This is a genomic window from Promicromonospora sp. NPDC059942, assembly GCF_042731755.1.
GTDB lineage: Bacteria > Actinomycetota > Actinomycetes > Actinomycetales > Cellulomonadaceae > Promicromonospora.
Genome location: NZ_JBHWLR010000007.1, coordinates 224,152 through 241,260, shown reverse-complemented (window position 1 = coordinate 241,260; position 17,109 = coordinate 224,152). Strand labels below are relative to the sequence as shown.

The window sequence follows — 17,109 nt, the reverse complement described above, 5'->3', positions numbered from 1 at the left end:
TCACTCCAAGTCTGTCGTCGAGCCTCTGGTTGTCGGACCCACAGGTCACCGGGGTGACCTGTGGGTCTGACACGGGATTGCGGCTTGCCGGTGGTGCTTGGTGCAGGTGGTTCGGGTGGTGCGGGGTGTTCGGTCGGGTCGTGCGGGTGGGTCAGTCGGCCGGGGCCAGGACGACGTCGAAGCGGGTCCGGGCCCACGCGCCCTCGACCGCGCGGCCGTCGGGCGTCGGCGTGCCCGCGGGCAGCTCGTCGAAGTCCATGACGAGCGAGTCCTTCACGCCGAACACCGAGTCCGACGCGAGCAGCTCGTCGCCGCGCACGAAGATGTGGGTCACGAGCGTGCGCAGCCCGGGCGCCGTCACCATGAAGTGCAGGTGCGCGGCGCGCAGGGGCGAGCGGCCCGACGCCGCGAGCAGCGCGCCGACCGGCCCGTCGTGCGGGATCGGGTACGGCGTGGGCGTGACGCCCCAGAAGCGGTACCCGCCGTCGTCGGCCGAGTAGAGGTGCGCGCGGCCCGCGGTGCGCTCGTCGCCGTACTGGACGTCGTAGAAGCCGTCCTCGTCCGCCTCCCACACCTCGATGCGCGCGCCGGGCACGGGGTTGCCCGCGGTGTCGGTGACCGTGCCCTCGACCCAGCAGGGCTGCCCGGTCGCATCGCCCGCGATGTCGCCGCCGTTCTCGATGCGCGGCGCGTCGTCCACGAAGAACGGGCCGAAGACCGTGGCCTCCGTCGCGTTCTCGTACGCCGCGTTGTTGATGGCGATGGTCTGCATGGAGGCGCCCAGCACGTCGGACAGCAGGATGAACTCCTGCCGCTTGTCGTCCGTGATGTGCCCGGCGGCGGTGAGGAACTCGATGCCCCGGTTCCACTCGTCCTCGGTGAGCCGCACCTCGCGCAGGAACGCGTGCAGGTGCCGGGTCAGGGACTGCATGACGGTCGCCAGCCGCGCGTCGTCGGCGCCCGCGAAGGACGCCGCGACCCGGTCGGTGAGCTCCTGCTCGCGGGCGGCCTGCTCGGCGTCCGGCTCAGGCATCGTGCTCGCCCCGTCCGAGGACCGATCGCAGGGCGTCGCCCAGCGCCCCCGCCGGGTCGTCGGCCAGGGTCTGGGCGCGCCAGGCCACGTGCGCGTCCGGGCGGACCAGGATCGCGCCCGACTCCTCGACGCCGCGCATCTTCGCCCAGTCGTAGTAGGTGTCGATGACCTCGCGGCCCGGCCCGATCACGACCGCCTCCAGCGGCACGCCGAGCTCGTCCGCGACCTTCGCGGCGGCGTCGGCCCAGGCCTCGCCCGCGATGCCGGTGACCAGCGTGAACTGCCCGTACGGGACCAGGTCGTGCGTCGAGCGCTTGTGCCCGTCGACGTCGGCCACCCACACGTGCGGGAACCGCGCGCCCGGGACCGTGGACTGCTTGTAGTAGAGCTCGGGGTCGCGCTCGTCCACAGGCTGGGGAGAACCGTCGGGGACGATCGCGGCCGACGTGTAGAACTGGCCCATGTCCACGCCGTGCGCGTTGAACTCGTAGTGCTTGAGGTCCATCGCCTCCACGAGCGCCGCGCGCTTGGCCGCGCCGGCCGGGGTGTTCGCCTTGCGCTCGTCGATCGCGGCCTGCATCGCCTCCGGCGTCTCGGCGTCCAGGACCCCGAGCACCTCCATGAACCGGAACTCGCCGCCCGACTTGTTGGCGCGCAGCACGATCTGCTCGGCGACGGGCGCCCGCTCGGCCGAGTAGGTGTCCAGCAGCGACGGCGCCGCCTGCCCGTTGAGCACGGCCGCGATCTTCCAGGCCAGGTTGTACGAGTCCTGGACCGACGTGTTGGAGCCCAGCCCGTTGCTCGGCGGGTGCCGGTGCACGGCGTCGCCCGCACAGAAGACGCGGCCCTGCTGGAGGTGCGTCGCGTACATCTGGTTGTTGCCCCACAGCGAGTAGCCCGTGATCTCGACGTCCAGGTCCTCGACGCCCACGAGCTGGCGCACGATCTCGGTCGCCGCGGCGTCGTCGAGCTGCGGCGGCTCGCCGGCGATGTCGTAGCCCCAGACGATGAGCCACTCGTTCCACGGCCGGACCATGCGGACCAGGCCCGCACCGATGCCGCCGACGTCGGAGCCGGGCTGCAGCACCCAGTACAGGACGGACGGGCGGTGCCCCACAAGGTGCGTGAGGTCGGCCTTGAACGTGATGTTCATGGAGCCGGCGATGTCCATCGCGCCCTCCATGGGCAGGCCGATGTCCGCGGCCACCTGGGAGCGGGCGCCGTCGCCGCCGATCAGGTACTTGGAGCGGATCGTGTACTCGGTGCCGGTGACCCGGTCGAGCACGCGGGTGCTCACGCCGTCGGCGTCCTGGGTGTGGCCCAGGTACTCCGTGGAGAACCGCGACTGGGTGCCGCGCTGGGTCGCGTTCTTGACCAGGATCGGTTCCAGGTAGGTCTGCGGGATGTCGACCGTGAGCGACGGCGAGGCCAGCCGCGCGTCCGCCTCGCGGGCGGGGTGGGTCTCCCAGGTGAGGATGCGGCCGATCTCCTCGCCCGCGATCGTCGTGCAGAACACCGTGTCGCCCACCAGCTCGTGCGGCGTCGCGTCCGCGAGCACCTGGTCCTCGATGCCCAGGTCGCGGAAGATCTCCATGGTGCGCTGGTTGGTGATGTGCGCGCGGGGCGTGTTCGCGGTCCAGCGGTACTTGGTGATCATGATGTTGCCGATCCCCAGGCTGGACAGGAACAGGGCCGCCGACGCGCCGGCCGGGCCGGAGCCCACGACCAGCACGTCGGTCTCGACCACCGTGCCGTGTCCCTCCGGGGTCGTGCCGGCGGCGGTGCTGGGCAGTGCGGTCTCGGTCTGACCGTCGTCGAACTCAGGCATGCGCACAGGCTGCCGCGCGCCCCGACCTGGGAAAAGGGCGGGCCATGAAAGTCGGCGGAAAGTATCAAGCCCTGGCTGCGAGGGCGTACCGGCGGGCCTCGGACGGCGACATGCCCGACTGCTCGCGGAAGACGCGCGAGAACTGCGCCGCCGACGAGAACCCGCAGCGCCGGCCGATCGCCTCGACGGTCTGCTCCGCGTACGACGGCATGCGCAGCATCCGGCTCGCCATCTCGACGCGCCGCCGGGCGACCAGGCGCGGCACGCTCGTACCGTGCTCGGCGAGCACGCGCGAGAGCTGCCGCTCGCTCAGGCCGATCGCGTCGGCGATCCGGCGGGCCGACATGGTCGGGTCGCGCAGCCACTGCCGCACGTACCGCTCGGCCGCGGCGAAGTGCGCGCCCGCGGCCTGCGCCCCGGGCGCCTCCGGCCGGACCAGCACGGCCGTGACCAGGTCGAGCAGGGCGTCCTCGTCGGCGGCGCCGTCGCCGTCCGGGCCCACGGCGCGCGCGACCAGCTCGGCGAGGGCCGCGGCGTGGGCGCTGCCGCCCGCCGCCGGGGACGGCGTGCCGAACTCGATCACCCGGGCGGTGCGCGGCATGGTGCCGCCCGCGGAGCGGAACACGTCGTACGGCACCTTGACCGCCAGCTCCTCCAGCCCCCGGGAGAAGCCGCGCAGGAACGGCCGGTCGGCGTCGCACACCAGGAGCTGGCCGGGCCGCAGCCGGCGGACGCCGTCGTCGTGGTAGAAGTACGCCTCGCCGCGGAGCGTGAAGTAGAGGGCCACGGACTCGGTGGGGCGGGTGCGGACCGTGCGCGCCGTGCGCTCCACGGCGTGCGGGTTGGCCTCGACGTGCGCCAGGTGCAGCCGGTCCAGCTGGAGGTTCGCCTCGGAGGCCTCCAGCGCCGAGTCGTCGTCGAGCATGCGGCACTGCAACGCGACGAGGGCGTCGGCGTTGTGCTCCTCCCACAGCTCGATCCGCCGCGCCGCGGGCAGGCCTCGCGTGGAGAAGCGGTCGACGGCGCCGCGCGACGCCGGTGTGGCACGACTCACGAGCCCCACAGTAGGTGCAGGCCCCCAGCGCGCACCAGGATTCTTCACCCTCGGCCGGCGTGTTGTCCGTGGCGTGTTCGCCCAGGTCAGGGGCTGTCCGGCGGACGCACGGCCCGCGAAGGCCGCCTCAGGCGTGCGCGCGGCCGCCGGACGCAGGATGCTCGTGCCATGCCCGACGAGACGATGCCACCGGATCGGCCCGTAGCCCTGCCCCCGGCCCTGCGGCCCCCGAGCGAGCCGCAGCTCGTGCTGCTCCGACACGGGCAGACCGAGTGGAGCGCGAGCGGCCAGCACACCGGACGCACGGACCTGCCGCTCACGGCGGACGGCGAGAAGCAGGCCCGGACCGCGGGGGCGACCCTGGCCGCCTACGAGTTCGCGGCCGTCTTCACGTCCCCGCGGGAGCGGGCGCGGCGGACGGCGGAGCTCGTGGGCCACCCCGGGGCCGTCGTGGACGAGGACCTGGCCGAGTGGGACTACGGTCCCGTCGACGGCCGCACCTCGCGCGACGTCTCGGAGATCCTGGGGCGCGACTTCCAGATCTTCGACGACGGCGTCCAGGTGCTGCCGCCGTCCGCCGAGCACGGCGAGGGCCGGCCCGGCGAGACGCTGGACCAGGTCGCCGTGCGCGCCGCGCGGGTCATCGCCCGGGCGGAGCAGGTGCTCACCGGTCAGGGTGCGGTGGCCGGGCCGGACGGGAGGTCGGACGCGGGGTCGGGGGCCGGTGGGCACGTGCTGCTGGTCGCGCACGGGCACCTGCTGCGGGTGCTCGCCACGGTGTGGCTCGGCGTCGACCCGCGGCTCGGGGCCCGGTTCGAGCTCGGCACCGCCGCCGTCTGCCTGCTGGGGTACGGGCACGGCCTGCGGACGATCGAGGGATGGAACCTGGCCGCCCAATAGATCCAACCAGTAGATCCAAAAGGCGCAGTAAGGCAGTATTCGCCGCATGAGGGAAGAGCACCTCGCCGAAGGCGAGACCATCGTGATGCAGCTCCGCACTCACCCGAAGAAGGTCGTCAAGCCGATCCTGCTGCTCCTGCTGCTGGTCGCGGTACTGATCGCCATGTGGGTGCTGCCGCTGCCGATCGACCCGATCGTGCTGTGGTTCGCGACGGCGATCCTCGTGGTGCTCGGCCTGGTCGCGTCCGCGGGTCCGTTCCTGCGCTGGCGCACCACGCGCTACATCATCACCAACCAGCGGGTCGCGCTGCGCACCGGCATCCTGACGCAGACCGGCCGGGACATCCCGCTCTACCGGATCAACAACGTCACCTTCGAGAAGCAGCTCAGCGACCGGATCTTCGGCTGCGGCACCCTGGTGATCTCCGACGGCACGGACCAGCCGGGCATGGTGCTCGACGACGTGCCCGACGTCGAGCAGGTGCAGCGCACCCTCCAGGACCTGGTGCGCCAGGGCAAGCTCCTCAGCGACGACTGACCACCCGACCCGGCCCCACCCCTCCCTCAGCCGTTGAGTGCTGGGTATTTGCGCCTTTCTGCGGGCCAGAAGCACAAATAGCCAGCACTCACGGGGTTGTGGGGGCGAGGAGGTCGGCCAGGTCCGCGCCCGCGCGGAGCAGCGCGACCGTGCGGACGGCGATCTGGTCGAGACGGCGGTCGAGGATCCGTCGGGCCCCGGCGGTCCCCTCGCCTGTGCCGTCCCCGGCGCCCGGGAGGCGGCGCAGGCTCACGACGACGTCGCGCACGGCCGGGATCCCATACCCGCTGGAGCGCAGCGCGGCCACGATCCGCGCCTCCCGGATCGCGGCGGGCCCGTACTGGCGCGCACGCAGGGTCGTCACCCGCTCCGGGACCGCCAGCCCCTCCTGCTCCCAGAACCGGAGCGTGGAGGTGCGCACCCCGAGGGCGGCGGCGAGCTGGGTGATCGTCAGGACGTCCGCGTCGGCGTGCGCGGTTCCGGCGTGCGCGGTTCCGGCGTCCGGCCCGCGCTCCTCGCCCTCGATGGCCGCGAGCGCCGCCTGCGCGCGGAGGGCCTCGTCGCGGTCGGCGGCCAGCCGGACGTGCACGGCGCCGATCGCGGCGGCGGCGTCGGCGAGGCTGCCGGTCAGCGCCTGCGCGAGCAGACCCCGCGCGACCACCGGCCCGGCGGCGCTCGCCAGCGCCCGGTACGCCCGGAGCGCCCGGACGTGCACCGGGCCGTACGAGCCATAGCCGTTCGCCGCGCGGGTGGCCGCCGGGATGACGCCGAGCCGCTCCAGGTCGCGGACCTGTTGCACGGAGTACCCGGACTCCCGCGCGACGTCGGCGGTGCGGAGCGGCCGCGAGGCCTGAGGTGTCATGCGCTCAACCCCACAGAAGCACTAGAAGGTGATGCTTGAAGCATGGACCCTCAGCACAGTACCGGCCCGACCATCGAGCAGATCATCGCCGCCGTCCGCGAGCTCGACGGCGCCCTCGTCGTCGCGCCCGCCGTCGGCGACCCCACCGTCCCGGAGCTGGCCTGGGGCGATGCGTTCTTCTACTACGCGCCCGACGGCGAGATGCCCCGGAACGTCCAGCCGTACGGGACGATCGTCACGAAGAACTACCCGGACGACACCACCTCGGACCTCGACCCCGCGGGACGCTGGCGGGTGAACGTCCACGTCGGGCGCGCGCGGCAGGCCGAGCTCGTCGGAGCCGTCGAGCCCGAGGTTGCGGAGCCCGGGGTTGCGGAACCTGGGCACGCGCGGCCTGGGCCGGGCGGGCACGGGGAGGCAGGGCCGCGACCTGACACCGCCGACGTCATGCGGCCGCACCCGGTGTACGGGTCGGCCGGCTGGATCGCCGTCGTGAACCCTGGGCCCGCGACCGGCGACACCGTGCTCGCCCTTCTGCGCGACGCGCACGATGCCGCGCGTGCCCGGTTCGAGCGCCGCCACTGACGCCCTGGTCGTGGGTTGCGAGAACTCCGGGGGAACACTTGCGCACGCGGGTGGGTAACGGAGAGGTAGCACTGCTATGTCAGCGTTACCCACCTGGCTGCGTATGTCTTTTCCCTGGGGCCGCGACCGGCGACACCGTGCTCGCCCTTCTGCGCGACGCGCACGAGGCCGCGCGTGCCCGTCACGACCGCAGGTCCCACCCCTGACTCGTTGAGTGCGGGCTATTTGCGGCTCTGACCGTCCAGGGAGCGCAAATAGCCCGCACTCAGCGGGTCGGTTGACGGCGGGTCAGTCGACGACGGCGCGGGCTGCGGCCTGCTCGCTGCGGCGGTGCATGTCGACGCTGAGCCGGATCTCGCCCGCGGCGTGCGCGTTCAGCAGCCGCTGGGCGAGTTCCTCCAAAGACTCGGGCGCGTTAGCCGCGGGCGCGTCCGCGTCCGCCGCATCCGCTCCGGCCGAACCAGCGCCCGCTGGACCAGCGCCTGCACCCGCCCCGGCCGCCGCGCGGGCCAGGCCGTACTGGGCGCCGAACCAGTCCGCGACGGTGACCCCGTGCAGGGGGTGGTGCACGACGTCGACGGTGTCGCCCGCGCCGAGCTCGCCGTTCTCGATCACGCGGAGGTAGGCACCCGTGCGGTTGGCCTGCGTGAACCGGCGCACCCAGCGCTGCTCGCCGAGCCGCCGTCCGAAGGTCTGGCAGGGCGTGCGCGGCTGCGTGACCTCCAGCAGCGCCGAGCCGACCTGCCACCGCTCGCCGATCACCGCGCCGTTCACGTCGAGGCCGCTGACGCGCAGGTTCTCGCCGAAGAGCCCGGGCGTCACCTCCCGGCCCAGCTCGGCGGACCAGTGGTCGGCGTCCTCCTGGGCGTAGGCGTAGACCGCCTGGTCGAGGCCGCCGTGGTTGGCGCGGTCGGCCTGCACGTCGGCGTAGAGGCCGTAGGGCCGCACCTTGACCCGGCCGTCCACGGGACGCTTGTCGATCGCCGTGACCCCCACGGTGCCGGGGTCGGGATGCAGGACGTACACGCGACAGACCGCGAGGAGCTCAGCCATGCGCACATTTTCTCATCCGCGAACCACCCCTCCGACGTGTCAGGGCAGCGGGAGCGGCTCCATCCACTGGTCGTTGGCCGTGAGGTCGATGCCGTACTCGCCGGCGAACCGCATGCGGGTGCCTGCCAGCACGCCGTCGACCGACTCGTCGAGGTCGTAGACCCTGGCGCCGCGCAGGCGGTTGCGCTCGGCGCCGCCCAGCCCGTACGTGCCGAACCCGGTGTTCCCCGCGTACCCGAGCAGCACGCCGTAGTAGTCGCCCGAGTAGGTGTTCACGTGGTCGTGGCCGCAGAACACGCCGCGGACGTCGCCCCGGTGCTGGATCGCCGAGAACATGCCGGAGTTGAAGGGTCCCGGGCACTCGTCCTCGTTGCGCTCCCCCTCGATGCGGTGCCGGGCCTTGCCGCGCTCGTGGTCGGCGTCGGTGCGCCCGTCCACCGAGCCGAACCACATGAACCGGTACTCCCACAGCGGGATGTGGATGAACATGAGGGCCGGCACCACGTGCCCCGCACGGCGCTCCACCTCCACCGAGGTGTCGTAGTACCACTTCACCTGGTCCATGCGCAGCCAGTCCCAGTGCGGGTAGCCGTCGAAGTCCTGGCCCGCGAGGGTGTCGGGGGCGTACCGCCCGGAGTCGAGCAGCCAGACGTTGAACGCGGGACGCCCGCCCCGGCCCTCGATCAGCAGGTTCGAGTTGCCCTGCCCGGTGACGCCACGCGCCGTCGGGCCGTTCACGTTGTAGCGGTAGGACCGGTAGAAGGCCAGCATGTCGGCCTCGTCCAGGCCGCTGTTCGGCGTCGAGTCCTCGTCGTGGTTGCCGAAGGTGATGGCCCACGGGACGGCGCGCTCCTCCATGGGCTGCACCACGTTGTTCATCGCCTGGTGCATCTCCAGCGGGGTGTCGCAGCCCCCGGTGATGTTGTCGCCGTTGAGGATCACGAGGTCCGGCCGCTCGTCGTCGAGCACCGCGCGCATGAGCTCCAGGGTGCGGCGGTCGATCTTCTCGTCGTCCTGCGTGTCGTTGAACTGGACGATCGTGAACTTCCCGTCCCGGCCGAACTTGAGCCCGCGCTGCGGGTGCCGGCTCAGCTCCACGGCCTCCGCCGGGGCGGCGGCGCCGGCCGCCGCGACGGTCGCGACGCCCGCCGCGCCGAGGCTGCTCAGGGACAGGAAGGTCCGGCGGTCGACGCCGTCGGCAGTGTGCTCAGTCATGCCGACGACGATCGAGGGCCCGGCTGGCGGCCGCCCGACCACGGGGTGGACCCCCGGTGACGGTCTGCTGAACGCCTACCGCACGCGGCGCAGCGCACGCGCGATCGCATAGACCGCCAGGATCAGCACCACGAGGCCGGCGGTCGCGGCGATCTGGGGCCGGGCGGCGGCGTCGGACAGCATGAGGCCCACCACCGCGACGAGCGCCACGAGCGTGACCCACGACAGCCACGGGTAGCCCCAGGCCCGCAGGCGCAGGGTCTCGCCCCGCTCGGCCGCCGCGGCCTCCAGCCGCGGGCGCAGCCGGAGCTGCGAGACGACGACCATCAGCCACACCACCAGCAGCGCCGAGCCGACGGCGTTGAGCAGCACCCCGAGCAGCGACTCCGGCAGCAGGTAGTTGAGCAGCACCGCGACGACGCCGAAGAACACCGAGACCAGCACCGCGACCCACGGCACGTCGCGGCGGGAGACCCGGGTCGCGGCCGCCGGGGCGTCGCCCCGCCCGCCGAGCGAGAACAGCATGCGGGACGTCGCGTACACGTTGGCGTTGAACGCGCTCAGCAGCGCGAGGACGACGACGACCTCCATGAGCCGCGCCGCGCCGTCGAACCCGGCCATCTGCAGCACGGACACGAACGGCGACTCGAGGCGGGCGGCGTCGGTCCACGGGATCAGGGCGACCATGATCGCCACCGAGCCGACGTAGAAGAACAGGATGCGCCACAGGATCGTGCGCGTGGCGCTCGCGACCGCGGACTGCGGGTCGCGCGCCTCCGCGGCCGCGATCGTGACGATCTCGATGCCCCCGAAGGCGAAGACGACGGTGAGCAGGCCGGCCGCGATCCCGGGCAGCCCGGCCGGGGCGAACCCGCCGAACTGCGCCCACTCCCCCAGGACGCTGCCCGACACAGGCACCACGCCGACCACGATCAGCACGCCGAGCACGAGGAAGCCGACGATCGCCAGGACCTTGACGGTCGCGAACCAGAACTCGGCCTCGCCGAACTGGCGCACACCCACCAGGTTGATCGCCCCGAACACGGCGACGACGGCGGCCGCGACCGCCCACTGCGGCACCGCCGGCCACCAGCCGTGCACGATCCCGGCGACGCCGGTCACCTCGACGCCGAGCACCATGACGATCGTGAACCAGTACAGCCAGCCCAGCAGGAACCCGGCCCAGCGGCCGAGGGCGGCCTCCGCGTAGACGGAGAACGAGCCGCTCGACGGGAGCGCGGACGCCATCTCCGCGAGCATCCGCATGACGAGCACGACGATCGCGCCCGCTATGGCATAGCTCACGAGCACGGCCGGGCCCGCGGCGGCGATGCCGAGGCCCGAGCCGAGGAACAGACCGGCACCGATCGCGGAGCCCAGGCCCATCATGGTCAGGTGGCGTGTGCGCAGGCCATGGGCCAGGTGCTCGCCGCGGGCGACGGGTTCGGCGGGGTCGCTCTGGTGTTCGGTGGTGCTCACGACCGACCACGGTAACCCGGGCGGTGAGAGACTCGTGCCTGTGACCGAATCTGCACACACCCCCGTGCACACCCCCGAGGACGACGAGGACTACGGCCTCGAGAAGACCATGAGCGAGCACCCCGAACCGCTGCCGCACGTGGTCGTGGTCGGCGGTGGCTTCGCCGGCATGGCGGCGGTCCGGGCGCTGAAGGACGCGCCCGTACGGATCACGCTGATCGACCGCCGCGTCTACAACACCTTCCAGCCGCTGCTGTACCAGGTCGCGACCGGCGGCCTGAACCCGGGCGACGTCACCTACTTCCTGCGCGGCCTGCGCCTCAAGCAGAAGAACGTGCACGTGGTGCACGAGCACCTGGTGGAGGCCGACCACGCCGCCAAGAAGATCCGCCTGCTCAACGACCACTGGATCAGCTACGACTACCTCGTGGTCACCGCGGGCGTCACCACCAACTTCTTCGGCACGCCGGGCGCCAAGGAGTTCGCGTTCCCGATGTACTCGCGCTCGCAGGCGATGCGGATCCGCGACAACCTCTTCATCCGCCTGGAGAAGGCCGCGAAGTCGAAGCGCGCCGACGACGGCCTGCGCGTCGTGGTCGTGGGCGGCGGCGCCACCGGCGTCGAGGTGGCGGGCGCGCTCGCCGAGCTGCGCACCGCGGGCCTCGCGCCCGCCTACCCGGAGATCCACGGCGACGCGTTCGAGGTCAAGGTGGTGCAGCGCGGTAGCGAGATCCTCAAGTCGTTCGCGCCCAAGCTGCGTTCGTACGCGACCCAGGAGCTGCGGCACCGCGGGGTCTCGCTGCACCTCGGCGCTGGGGTGGCGGCCGTGGAGCGCGAGGCCGTGGTGCTCACCGACGGCACCCGGATCCACGCCGACCTCACCGTCTGGTCCGCCGGCGTGCGCGTGCACGACGAGGTGGCCGACTGGGGCCTGCCGCAGGACGAGGGCGGCCGCATCCGGATCGGCGACGACATGCAGGTCGAGGGCCTGCCGGGCGTGTTCGCCGCGGGCGACATCGCGATCTCGCCGTCGGACCTGCCGCAGCTCGCCCAGCCCGCGATCCAGGGCGGCCTCGTTGCGGGCCGGAACATCCGCGCCCTGCTCGACGGCGAGCCCCTGCAGGAGCTGCGCTACGTGGACAAGGGCACGATGGCGGTGATCGGCCGCCGCGCCGCGATCGCCGAGATCAACCTGCCCGGGGGCCGGTCGCTGCGCATCACCAAGGGTCTCGCGTGGATCGTGTGGCTGTTCGTGCACATCATGTCGCTCGTCGGGCCCCGCAACCGCGTCACGGTCCTCGCGGGCCTCGTCACGCGGTACGGGTTCCCGTTCCACCGGCGTCCCGTCCCGATCGTGGGCGACGTGCCGACCGTGCGGCCGCCCAGGTCCGGCGCCCCGAAGCCTTGAGCGTTTCACCCCCGTGCCGGCCCGGCGCCGCCCACTGCTCGGACGTCACCCGCTCAGGTGACAGACTCGGCGCGCTGCCCGGCGAAACGGCGAGGTAGCCTCACTCCTGGCGCTCGGCCACAACGCCGTCGGCCAAGGAGAAACCCATGACCCCGGACGAGCTGCGCTCGGCACAAAAACTCACCATGGCGAACCCCGAGCGGTTGCGTCTGCTGGCCCGCCTGCTCACGCACCCTGCGGGCCGCTGCACCGCCGAGGACCTGGTGCTGCGCGCCGCAGCGGAGGACCCGCGCCCGGGCGGGCCGGAGGCCGGCGACCTGCCGCGGGCCGTCGCCGCGGCGCGGGCCGTCGCGGAGGTGGAGGAGCACCTCGAGGCGCTGGTCGCGGTGGGGCTGGTCGCCGTCGTCGGACCCGTGCCCTCGGCCGCGGCGCTGTACCGCGTCTCGTCCCGGGGGATCGCGCGGTTCGGGTCCGCGGCCCTCGCGGCCCCGCGGTACCCCGGCGAGCCGGCTCTGGACGTGCGCGACCACGACGCGCTCCTCGACCGGCTGGCCGACACGCTCGCGACCACCTTCGCCGCCAACGCGGGCGCCGGGACCGTGGACCGGCTGGTCCGGGAGTGCTACGCCGCGCTGCACCGGCAGGTGCGGTCGGCCGGGCAGGTGCCGGCGCTCACCGCGTGGCTCGCGACGGACCGGCTCGCCGCCATGGCCGAGGTGACGCACGGCTCGCCGCGGGACGTGCTGTTCGTCTGCGTCCACAACACCGGCAGGTCCCAGATCGCGGCGGCGGTCACGCGGCGCCTCGCGGGCGACCGCATCCGCGTGCGCACCGCGGGCACCCGGCCCGTGGCCGAGCCCGACACGATGACGGAGACCGTGCTTGCCCGCCGCGGCCTCGACGGGCTCATCGAGTTCCCGCGCGAGCTCACGGACGACATCGTGCGCACCTCCGGGGTGATCGTGACGATGGGCTGCGGCGACGCGTGCCCCGTCTTCCCCGGGCGCCGCTACCTCGACTGGCCCCTGGACGACCCGGCGGGCCGGCCCATCGAGGAGGTCGAGCGGATCGTCGACGACATCACCGCGCGGGTGCGGGCGCTCGTCGCGGAGATCGACGCGGCGGACGAGCCGGGGACCGCGACCGAGGTCGCGGCCGAGGCCGAGGCCGCGTTCGCGACGTCCGGCGCCCTGACGGCGGAGCCGGTGGCCGCCGACGGCACGTTCGGTGCCGGGCAGCAGCGCGGCTGGCTGCCTCGCCTGGCCCGGCGGCCGTGGACCGTCGTCACCACGGCGCTCGGCGCCCGGGGTCAGCGGAAGGCGCGGTAGCCGGTCGGCTCGACCTCGAGCCCCCACGTGTCCAGCGCCCAGGCCGCGGCGTCGCCGAACGTGGCCGCCAGGGCCGGGAGGTCGTCGCGCAGGTTGAGCGCGCCCCAGCGCCAGCGGGACACCATGAGCTGCCGGTAGGACGGCGACCGGCCCGCCGGACCCACCAGCTCGCGGCCCGCCAGGGTGCTCTTCCACAGCCAGCCCGTGACGAGGACCAGGTAGGTCGCGCACGCCTGCCGCACGGAGGTGTCCCAGCCGGTCCCCGCCACGATGTCGGGCGCGTGCTCGGCCAGGCCGGCGGTGAGCTCGTCGAGGAGCAGGTCCGTGAGGCCGGGCGGCGGGTCGAACACGCACCAGCAGGTGGCGAAGGGCAGCAGCCCGTACGCGGCGACGAACGCCGCGTGCTGGACGTCGGTGCCCTCCAGGTCGAGGAAGCGCCAGCCGTCCGGGCCGAGCACCGCGTTGTCGGGGCAGGTGTCCGTGGGCGTGACGACCGCGGCGGTACCGGGGGTGGTGCGCAGGTGCTGGGCCGCGGCGAGCTCGGCCTCCACCGCGGCCCGGCGCGCCGCCGTGCCGGGCACGTCGAGCAGGCGGTCGAGCCCGGCCCGCAGGTCGGCGTCGGCGTCCCACGGCTCGGCGGCGGCCAGGCGGCTGCGCGCCTCGGCGACCCGGGCGCGGGAGCCGCCGGTCGTGCGGCCGAGCGCGCGGGCCCAGGTCCGGGCTCCGTCCCAGGCCGCGTCGCGGTCGTCGCCGAGGAGGAGGTCGGCGAGGGTGGGCAGGTCACCGAGGTCGGACATGACGATCAGGTGGTGCTCCGGGTCCTGCGCGAGCAGGGTCGGCGTGCCGGGGCACAGGTCCAGGCCGACGGTCTCGCGGACGAACGCACCGTCGTCGGACAGGAAGCGCTTGACGATCACCGTGGCCGGGGCGCCCGGGGCCGCGCCGTCGACCCGGCAGCGGAGCACCTGCGAGCGGGCGGAGCCGCCCAGGTCGACCGGGTCGGTCAGGCGGACGCCGCCCGACGGCGGGACGAGGACTGCCTGGGCGAGCGCTGCCTCGGCGAGGGCGACGGTGTCGTTCACCGGGACAGTGTGTCCGCTGCTCACCGGGCAGGACCACACAATTCACAGGACTGTGGACAACATCTGTGGATAACTCCGCGCGGGTGCCGGTCGCCAGCGATGCATGCTGTGGATAACCCGGTGGACAGCGCCGCGCAACTTATCCGGCTGGGGAGTGTCAGTGGCTGGGTGCAAGGTAGGAGTTCGAAGCGTTCCTCGTGCGACAACCTCCTGAAGGGCTGGACCATGACCGATTCGACCTCCACCGGACCCGAGACCGACCGGCCTGTGCCCGACGGCGTGGGCATCCTGAAGTCGGTGGTCCTGGACGTTCCCGACCTCGGCGTCGAGGCCGGCTTCTGGACGGCCCTGACCGGCGGCACCGTGAAGTTCACGGACCACGACTGGGTCACCGTCACGACCCCGGACCAGTGGGACGTCGCGTTCCAGCTCGCGCCCGACCACGTCCCGCCGCAATGGCCGGGACAGGAGCACCCCCAGCAGGCGCACATCGACCTGTACGTGCCCGACCTGGCCGCCGCGACCGCCCGGGCGGTGGACCTCGGGGCGAGGGTGCTGCGGGAGAACGAGCGGTGGATCACGCTGACCGACCTCGCGGGGCACACGTTCGACCTGTGTCTCAAGGAGGAGTCCGCCGGCGTGACCGTCATGGGTCCCACCTTCGACTGCCCGGACGCGTCCGCCCTCGCCCGGTTCTGGTCGGAGATCCTGGGCGCCCCCGTGACGTACGACGCCGACGGCGTCGCGATGCTGGGCGGCGACCGGCCGCTGCTGTTCCAGTCGGTGGAGGACTACAACGCGCCGCAGTGGCCGGACCCGGCGCACCCGCAGCAGGTGCACCTGGACATCGGTGTGCCCGACCTCGACGCGGGCGAGGCCGCGGTGCTGGCGCTCGGCGCGACCCGGCTGCCGGGCGAGGGCTCGGGCTTCCGGGTGTTCGCCGACCCGGCGAACCACCCGTTCTGCCTGGTGCTCTGACCGGAGGGTTAAGTTGCGGCTCCGGCAAGCGCGTGGCCATCCGCCGTGCCACGGTGGATGGCGGTAGGTCGCGCGAACGGAGTCGGGATGCTCACGGTGCGAGAGACGGGCACGCAGCTCGCCCGCCGCTGTGCCACCGCACTGGAGAAGCACGCGGGCCTCCGGGTCACGCGCGTGCCGCGCGCCCGCGACCGCGGGAGCAGTGCGGGCGGCGCAGCGAAAGGCGGAGCGGGGACGAGCGGTGCGGCCCGGCCCGGGAAGGGCCGGATCCGCCCGCCGCGGGACCCGGCCGACCGCCTGCTGGTGGCCCCGGTGTTCGTGCTCTCCGCGCCCCGGTCCGGGTCGACGCTGCTGCGGGTGGTGCTGGACAGCCACTCCCGGGTGCACGCGCCCATCGAGACGCACGTCCGGCGGCTGGCCGTCGACCCCACCACGCCGCTCGCCCGCAAGGCGATGGAGGCCCTGGGCCACAACACCGCCGACGTCGAGCACATCCTGTGGGACCGGATCCTCCACCGGGAGCTGCTGCGCAGCGGCAAGGACGTCATCGTGGAGAAGACGCCCAGCAACGTGTTCGCCGCCGACCGGTTCGCGACGTGCTGGCCCGACGCGCGCTTCATCTTCCTGCTGCGCCACCCCGTGTCGATCGCCCGGTCGTGGCACGACGCCGACCCGGCGCGGCGGCCGATGAGCCGCGCGATCCAGCACACCCTGAAGTACATGAGGGCGCTCGACGGCGTCCGGCAGCGGCTCCCCGGGCTCACCGTGCGCTACGAGGACGTTACCGCGGACCCGGCGTCGGAATTCCACCGGATCTGCGACTTCCTCGGCCTGGCGTGGGAGCCGGGCATGATCGCCTACGGCGAGCAGGACCACGGCGACTTCGACAAGGGCATCGGCGACTGGCGGGACAAGATCCGCAGCGGCACCGTCCAGCCCGGGCGCAGCATCCCGCGCCCGGACGCGATCCCGCGCGAGCTGCGCCCGATGTGCGAGAGCTGGGGCTACGTCGAGGCGAACGCCGCGAGCGGCGACTGAGGTCTGGGACCCACGGGCGCCCCGAGCGGGCGCACCGGCGTGAGGGGCGGGCGCACCGGCGTCAGGCGTGCACCAGCGCCGGGTGCTCGGGATGGTCGACCCGGACCAGCAGGTCGGGCACACCCTCGATCTCCCGGTCGTACCGCTCGTAGGCCGGGATGGCCCACTCCTCCTCGGGCGGCGTCCGACGCCGGAGCGTCGCCGGCTTGATCGCGAGGTGCACGGCGACGTCCGCGTCGAGCCCGCGGCCGATCGACAGCGCGCCGTCGAGCACCACGACGGTGCCGGGACCCGCGCCGACGTAGGCCGCCCGCGTGGCCCGGTCGGTCTCGGGGTCGCGCAGGCTGGGCAGGTACTCGCCCCGCTCGACGACGCGCGTCAGCACCTCGCGGTTCAGCGCGGCGACGTCGATCCAGCCGTCGAGCAGGCTGTCCGGGTCCTCCCGGCCGTGCTCGAGCCGCAGGGACCGGGGGCGGAGGAAGCCGCTCACCCCGACCCGCGCGACGGGCCGTCCGACGGCCTCCAGGGGTGCGACGAGCGCGTCGGCCAGCCGCTCCGGGTGCGTGGAGGGGTGCCCGTCGACGAGCAGCCGCACCGGGGTGCCGCTCGCGGCACCCCGGCCCAACCCCCACCCCCCAACCCACCCCACAAAGAGCATCCCCCTCCCAGGTTTTACGCGTGTGCTCCTTCTTCTACAGGCGGGAGCCCCCACCCTCCTCCCCGCGGGG

The 17,109-nt window shown here is 73.4% G+C and carries 16 protein-coding genes; 7 read left to right on the top strand and 9 right to left on the bottom strand.

Annotated features, from left to right (window positions below; all coding sequences use genetic code 11):
• Nucleotides 1-151 precede the first annotated feature (151 nt).
• From ACFV9Q_RS13935 to ACFV9Q_RS13925, 3 genes are all read right to left on the bottom strand, one after another.
• Nucleotides 152-1,033, bottom strand: coding sequence for an intradiol ring-cleavage dioxygenase (locus ACFV9Q_RS13935; RefSeq protein ID WP_377234892.1), 882 nt, complete (start codon nt 1,031-1,033; stop codon nt 152-154).
• Complete coding sequence (locus tag ACFV9Q_RS13930) at nt 1,026-2,861, bottom strand: FAD-dependent oxidoreductase (RefSeq protein WP_377234891.1); 1,836 nt, start codon at nt 2,859-2,861, stop codon at nt 1,026-1,028. The genes ACFV9Q_RS13935 and ACFV9Q_RS13930 overlap by 8 nt, the downstream gene beginning before the upstream one ends.
• A gap of 64 nt (nt 2,862-2,925) precedes the next feature.
• Entirely contained in the window at nt 2,926-3,915 is a 990-nt protein-coding gene (locus ACFV9Q_RS13925) for a helix-turn-helix domain-containing protein (RefSeq protein WP_377234890.1), read from the bottom strand.
• Nucleotides 3,916-4,083: 168 nt separating this feature from the next.
• Here ACFV9Q_RS13925 and ACFV9Q_RS13920 point away from each other — a divergent pair, with 168 nt between their 5' ends.
• Both ACFV9Q_RS13920 and ACFV9Q_RS13915 read left to right on the top strand, forming a co-directional pair.
• On the top strand, nt 4,084-4,815 hold the full coding sequence (locus tag ACFV9Q_RS13920) for a histidine phosphatase family protein (RefSeq protein ID WP_377234889.1): 732 nt from the start codon (nt 4,084-4,086) through the stop codon (nt 4,813-4,815).
• 46 nt (nt 4,816-4,861) lie between these two features.
• Nucleotides 4,862-5,353, top strand: a complete 492-nt coding sequence (locus ACFV9Q_RS13915) for a PH domain-containing protein (protein ID WP_377228168.1) — start codon at nt 4,862-4,864, stop codon at nt 5,351-5,353.
• Nucleotides 5,354-5,441: 88 nt separating this feature from the next.
• Here ACFV9Q_RS13915 and ACFV9Q_RS13910 read toward each other — a convergent pair whose 3' ends face one another.
• A complete protein-coding gene (locus ACFV9Q_RS13910; RefSeq protein ID WP_377234888.1) occupies nt 5,442-6,215 on the bottom strand; it encodes a MerR family transcriptional regulator in 774 nt (257 codons plus the stop codon).
• 42 nt (nt 6,216-6,257) lie between these two features.
• On the opposite strand from ACFV9Q_RS13910, the gene ACFV9Q_RS13905 reads away from it, so the two are divergent.
• Complete coding sequence (locus ACFV9Q_RS13905) at nt 6,258-6,800, top strand: DUF6194 family protein (RefSeq protein WP_377234887.1); 543 nt, start codon at nt 6,258-6,260, stop codon at nt 6,798-6,800.
• Between the two features lie 288 nt (nt 6,801-7,088).
• Here the strand turns inward: ACFV9Q_RS13905 and ACFV9Q_RS13900 are convergent, their stop codons facing one another.
• The 3 genes from ACFV9Q_RS13900 to ACFV9Q_RS13890 all read right to left on the bottom strand — a co-directional run bounded on the left by ACFV9Q_RS13900 (nt 7,089) and on the right by ACFV9Q_RS13890 (nt 10,547).
• A complete protein-coding gene (locus tag ACFV9Q_RS13900; protein ID WP_377234886.1) occupies nt 7,089-7,853 on the bottom strand; it encodes an MOSC domain-containing protein in 765 nt (254 codons plus the stop codon).
• 39 nt (nt 7,854-7,892) lie between these two features.
• Nucleotides 7,893-9,068: a metallophosphoesterase family protein gene (locus ACFV9Q_RS13895; protein WP_377234885.1), complete on the bottom strand. Its 1,176-nt coding sequence runs from the start codon at nt 9,066-9,068 to the stop codon at nt 7,893-7,895.
• A gap of 75 nt (nt 9,069-9,143) precedes the next feature.
• Complete coding sequence (locus ACFV9Q_RS13890; protein WP_377234884.1) at nt 9,144-10,547, bottom strand: amino acid permease; 1,404 nt, start codon at nt 10,545-10,547, stop codon at nt 9,144-9,146.
• A gap of 40 nt (nt 10,548-10,587) precedes the next feature.
• Between ACFV9Q_RS13890 and ACFV9Q_RS13885 the strand changes: the two genes are divergently transcribed.
• Both ACFV9Q_RS13885 and ACFV9Q_RS13880 read left to right on the top strand, forming a co-directional pair.
• On the top strand, nt 10,588-11,955 hold the full coding sequence (locus tag ACFV9Q_RS13885; protein ID WP_377234883.1) for an NAD(P)/FAD-dependent oxidoreductase: 1,368 nt from the start codon (nt 10,588-10,590) through the stop codon (nt 11,953-11,955).
• Between the two features lie 146 nt (nt 11,956-12,101).
• Nucleotides 12,102-13,283: a low molecular weight phosphatase family protein gene (locus ACFV9Q_RS13880; RefSeq protein ID WP_377234882.1), complete on the top strand. Its 1,182-nt coding sequence runs from the start codon at nt 12,102-12,104 to the stop codon at nt 13,281-13,283.
• Here ACFV9Q_RS13880 and ACFV9Q_RS13875 read toward each other — a convergent pair.
• Nucleotides 13,265-14,365, bottom strand: coding sequence for a hypothetical protein (locus tag ACFV9Q_RS13875; RefSeq protein WP_377234881.1), 1,101 nt, complete (start codon nt 14,363-14,365; stop codon nt 13,265-13,267). The genes ACFV9Q_RS13880 and ACFV9Q_RS13875 overlap by 19 nt on opposite strands.
• Before the next feature lie 225 nt (nt 14,366-14,590).
• Here ACFV9Q_RS13875 and ACFV9Q_RS13870 point away from each other — a divergent pair, with 225 nt between their 5' ends.
• Complete coding sequence (locus ACFV9Q_RS13870) at nt 14,591-15,343, top strand: VOC family protein (protein ID WP_377234880.1); 753 nt, start codon at nt 14,591-14,593, stop codon at nt 15,341-15,343.
• A gap of 87 nt (nt 15,344-15,430) precedes the next feature.
• Nucleotides 15,431-16,381 carry a sulfotransferase family protein gene (locus ACFV9Q_RS13865; protein ID WP_377234879.1) on the top strand — a complete coding sequence of 317 codons (951 nt, stop codon included), beginning with the start codon at nt 15,431-15,433 and terminating at the stop codon, nt 16,379-16,381.
• A 61-nt stretch (nt 16,382-16,442) separates the two neighbouring features.
• Here the strand turns inward: ACFV9Q_RS13865 and ACFV9Q_RS13860 are convergent, their stop codons facing one another.
• Nucleotides 16,443-17,006, bottom strand: a complete 564-nt coding sequence (locus ACFV9Q_RS13860; protein WP_377234878.1) for a uridine kinase — start codon at nt 17,004-17,006, stop codon at nt 16,443-16,445.
• Nucleotides 17,007-17,109: the final 103 nt, after the last annotated feature.

Bases quoted from the DNA above. Each gene is read 5' to 3' on its own strand.
- ACFV9Q_RS13870 (WP_377234880.1), top strand. From the start codon at position 14,591: ATGACCGATTCGACCTCCACCGGACCCGAGACCGACCGGCCTGTGCCC.
- ACFV9Q_RS13905 (WP_377234887.1), top strand. From the start codon at position 6,258: ATGGACCCTCAGCACAGTACCGGCCCGACCATCGAGCAGATCATCGCC.
- ACFV9Q_RS13865 (WP_377234879.1), top strand. From the start codon at position 15,431: ATGCTCACGGTGCGAGAGACGGGCACGCAGCTCGCCCGCCGCTGTGCC.
- ACFV9Q_RS13895 (WP_377234885.1), bottom strand. From the start codon at position 9,068: ATGACTGAGCACACTGCCGACGGCGTCGACCGCCGGACCTTCCTGTCC.
- ACFV9Q_RS13900 (WP_377234886.1), bottom strand. From the start codon at position 7,853: ATGGCTGAGCTCCTCGCGGTCTGTCGCGTGTACGTCCTGCATCCCGAC.
- ACFV9Q_RS13930 (WP_377234891.1), bottom strand. From the start codon at position 2,861: ATGCCTGAGTTCGACGACGGTCAGACCGAGACCGCACTGCCCAGCACC.
- ACFV9Q_RS13920 (WP_377234889.1), top strand. From the start codon at position 4,084: ATGCCCGACGAGACGATGCCACCGGATCGGCCCGTAGCCCTGCCCCCG.
- ACFV9Q_RS13880 (WP_377234882.1), top strand. From the start codon at position 12,102: ATGACCCCGGACGAGCTGCGCTCGGCACAAAAACTCACCATGGCGAAC.
- ACFV9Q_RS13910 (WP_377234888.1), bottom strand. From the start codon at position 6,215: ATGACACCTCAGGCCTCGCGGCCGCTCCGCACCGCCGACGTCGCGCGG.
- ACFV9Q_RS13915 (WP_377228168.1), top strand. From the start codon at position 4,862: ATGAGGGAAGAGCACCTCGCCGAAGGCGAGACCATCGTGATGCAGCTC.
- ACFV9Q_RS13935 (WP_377234892.1), bottom strand. From the start codon at position 1,033: ATGCCTGAGCCGGACGCCGAGCAGGCCGCCCGCGAGCAGGAGCTCACC.